Below are 2,808 nucleotides of genomic sequence, written 5' to 3' on the forward strand. Positions count from 1 at the left end.
CCGAGGGCGGCGCCCGCCGCCCCGGAGAGGGCGATTACCGTGAAGAGATTCCAGTCGATCTGCTTGAGCGTCCAGTTCGTCAGGCTCCCTGCCAGAGCGATCGGCAAAATGAGGGCGAGGGACGTTCCTACCGCAGTGTGGTAGGGTACGGCAAAGTAGAGGACAAGGACGGGGACGATGAGCGAGCCTCCGCCGATTCCGAAGCAGCCGCTGGCGAAGCCGGCGAGCAGACCGAGCAAAGCGAGTGCGAGAAGGTGCATTTCCAAGAGATAGGGAGACGGATTGCCCGGGTCGAGCCTGCGGAGCCCCTTTTTGTGGTCGGTTCGACCGGGGTCGGGAAAACCGAGTTGGCGCACGCGCTCGCGGAGAGACACGGAGCGGCCGTTCTGTCCATGGATTCCATGCAGGTCTATCGGGGACTGGATCTGGGGACGGCAAAGCCCTCCTTGGAAGAACGGGCCAGATTTTCCTACGGAGGGTTGGACCTGGTCGATTGGCGCCAATCCTTTTCGGTGGCTCAATACCGGGAACATGCGCGCGTGTTTTTGCAATCCTGCGCGAGCCGAGGGCGTCCGCTGATCGTCGTGGGGGGGACCGGCCTCTATTACCGGAGCATGGTGAACGGCCTCTGCGAGGCTCCATCGGGAAATGGAGCGCTTCGAGCGGAGCTGGAGACTCTCTCCGTTCCCGAGCTCGCGGGGCGGCTCAAGAAGATCGACCCGGAAGCGGCCGCGCGCATCGACATGCGCAATCCCAGACGCCTCATACGAGCGATCGAGGTCAAGGAAACGACCGGGGTTTCGCTCCTGGATTGGCAGAGGCGAACGACGAAGCCTTTGGTGCGGCGCCACCGCACCCTTTGGGTGGAGCGGACGGCCGAAGCCCTACGGCGGAGGATCGCCGAGCGCGTTCGGCGAATGCTGGTCGGCGGGTGGATCGAGGAAGTAGCAGAGCGTCTGCACGAATCAGAGCCGGAGATCCTTTTTCGTTGCCCCGCCATCGGCTATGCGGCCATCGCTCGGTTTCTGGTTCAGGGAGGCAGCCGAGCGATGTTGGAGGAGGCGATCGTTCGGGATACCTACCGGTACGCACGGAAGCAGTTGACTTGGTTTCGGAAAGAACCTAGGATCACGTGTCATCTGGTACTTGAAGAGCATGGTCCTCTTCCTTGGCTTCGCTAGGCCGAATCGTTCCCTCGCGGGCAAGAACGTTCCTCTTGCTGGATGAGAACCATTGATCGTCCGGAGGAGAAGACGCTTCTTGTCGGGTTGGAGCTCCCGAACCAAAAAGAGCCTCGAGTGACCGAATCGCTTGAGGAGCTGGGAGAGCTTGTCCGGAGTGCGGGAGCGGCGGTCGCCTCCCGTGCGATTCAGCGTCTCCAGACTCCGACCTCTCCATTTTACATCGGGCTCGGCAAGGCGCAGGAACTCTCCGAAAAGTGCCAGGAAGACGGAATCCACTCGGTGATTTTCGACGACGAGCTGACGCCGGCCCAGAGTCGGAATTTGTCGAACGTATTCTCTCGGAAGGTGCTGGACCGGACCCAGCTCATTCTCGATATTTTTGCCCAGCGAGCGAAGACCCGGGAGGGCAAGATTCAAATCGAGCTCGCGCAGCTCCTCTATTTGCTCCCGAGGCTGACTAGGCTTTGGAGTCACCTTTCGAGGCAAACCGGAGGCATCGGCACTCGCGGTCCCGGAGAGACTCAGTTGGAGGTGGACAGGCGGCGAATCCAGCAGCGGATCGCACGTTTGCACCGCGAGCTGGAAGCGGTTCGGCGATCCCGTTCGGTGCAGCGGGAAGGGAGACACCGCTGCGCCTGGCCGACCTTCTGCTTGGTCGGCTATACCAATTCGGGCAAATCGACCCTGTTCAACCGGCTGACCCGGTCGGAAGTGCTGGTCGAAGATAAGCTTTTCGCCACACTGGACCCGACGATCCGACTGCTCCATCTGCATGGAAAGCCGCGGGCTTTCTTGACCGACACGGTCGGCTTTATCCGCAAGCTGCCCCACGATCTGATCGACTCGTTCCGAGCCACGCTGGAAGAGGTCAAGGAGGCCGATTTGCTCATCCATCTCGTCGACATCTCCGACCCGAAGGTAGAAGAGCGGATTGCGGACGTACGCCGAGTATTGGAAGAGCTCGACGTGCTGCAGAAGCCTTCGCTTCTTGTGTGGAACAAGATCGATCGTCTCCGCGGTCCCGCTCCCCTGAATCGTCTTCTCCAGCGCTATCCCGGAAGCCTCGGGGTTTCCGCTCGGGACGGATCGGGGATCGAGGAACTTCTTTCCCGAATCGAAAGCTGGTCGCGCGGCAGAGCGCGCTTTTTCCGCTTCCGCCTTCCCGTCGAGCGAGGGGATCTTCTGGCAAGACTCCATCGGGAAGGAGAGCCCGTGGAGATTCGCTATAGGCCCGACGGCGTTTACGTCCAGGCTTGGGTGCCGCCCTTCTTGCAAGCGTCGCTTGCGCCCTTTATGGTCGCGGAGCATGGCTCAGCGGATTCGAGAGATGCTGCCGGCGGAACGACCGCTGGAGAGAATGGCGGCATGCGGACCGAACGGTCTGAAGGATTCGGAACTGCTGGCGATTCTTCTGGGAAGTGGTAGAAGCGGACTCTCGGCCGTCGGGCTCGGAGAGGAGCTCATCTCTCGCTTCGGAAGTCTTCAAGCCTTGGGAAGGGCTTCTATGGCCGAGCTCGCCCGGTGCAAAGGGGTGGGACGAACGAAGGCCGCGCGATTGCAGGCGGCCTTTGTCCTAGGAATTCGCTTGGTTCAAGAAGATCTTCTCGGACGGCGCATCCGCCGT

4 protein-coding genes are annotated in these 2,808 nt (G+C 61.3%); 3 read left to right on the forward strand and 1 reads right to left on the reverse strand.

The window, feature by feature from the left end:
* On the reverse strand, window positions 1-374 hold a 374-nt coding region (locus FN369_RS10950; RefSeq protein ID WP_178087586.1), incomplete at its 3' end, for a sulfite exporter TauE/SafE family protein.
* Between FN369_RS10950 and miaA the strand changes: the two genes are divergently transcribed.
* The 3 genes from miaA to FN369_RS11635 form a co-directional block, all read left to right on the forward strand.
* Window positions 315-1,181, forward strand: a complete 867-nt coding sequence (gene miaA / locus FN369_RS00880) for a tRNA (adenosine(37)-N6)-dimethylallyltransferase MiaA (protein ID WP_246189467.1) — start codon at window positions 315-317, stop codon at window positions 1,179-1,181. The two genes, FN369_RS10950 and miaA, sit on opposite strands and share 60 nt — an antisense overlap.
* 42 nt (window positions 1,182-1,223) lie before the next feature.
* The gene (hflX, locus tag FN369_RS00885) at window positions 1,224-2,609 is read left to right on the forward strand and encodes a GTPase HflX (RefSeq protein WP_142524338.1); all 1,386 of its coding nucleotides are present in this window, start codon (window positions 1,224-1,226) and stop codon (window positions 2,607-2,609) included.
* Window positions 2,542-2,808: UPF0758 domain-containing protein (locus FN369_RS11635; RefSeq protein WP_374728750.1), on the forward strand; the 267-nt coding region annotated here is incomplete at its 3' end. The genes hflX and FN369_RS11635, both read left to right, overlap by 68 nt.

Source organism: Methylacidimicrobium cyclopophantes, from assembly GCF_902143385.2.
In the GTDB taxonomy this organism is placed as follows: Bacteria; Verrucomicrobiota; Verrucomicrobiia; order Methylacidiphilales; family Methylacidiphilaceae; genus Methylacidimicrobium; species Methylacidimicrobium cyclopophantes.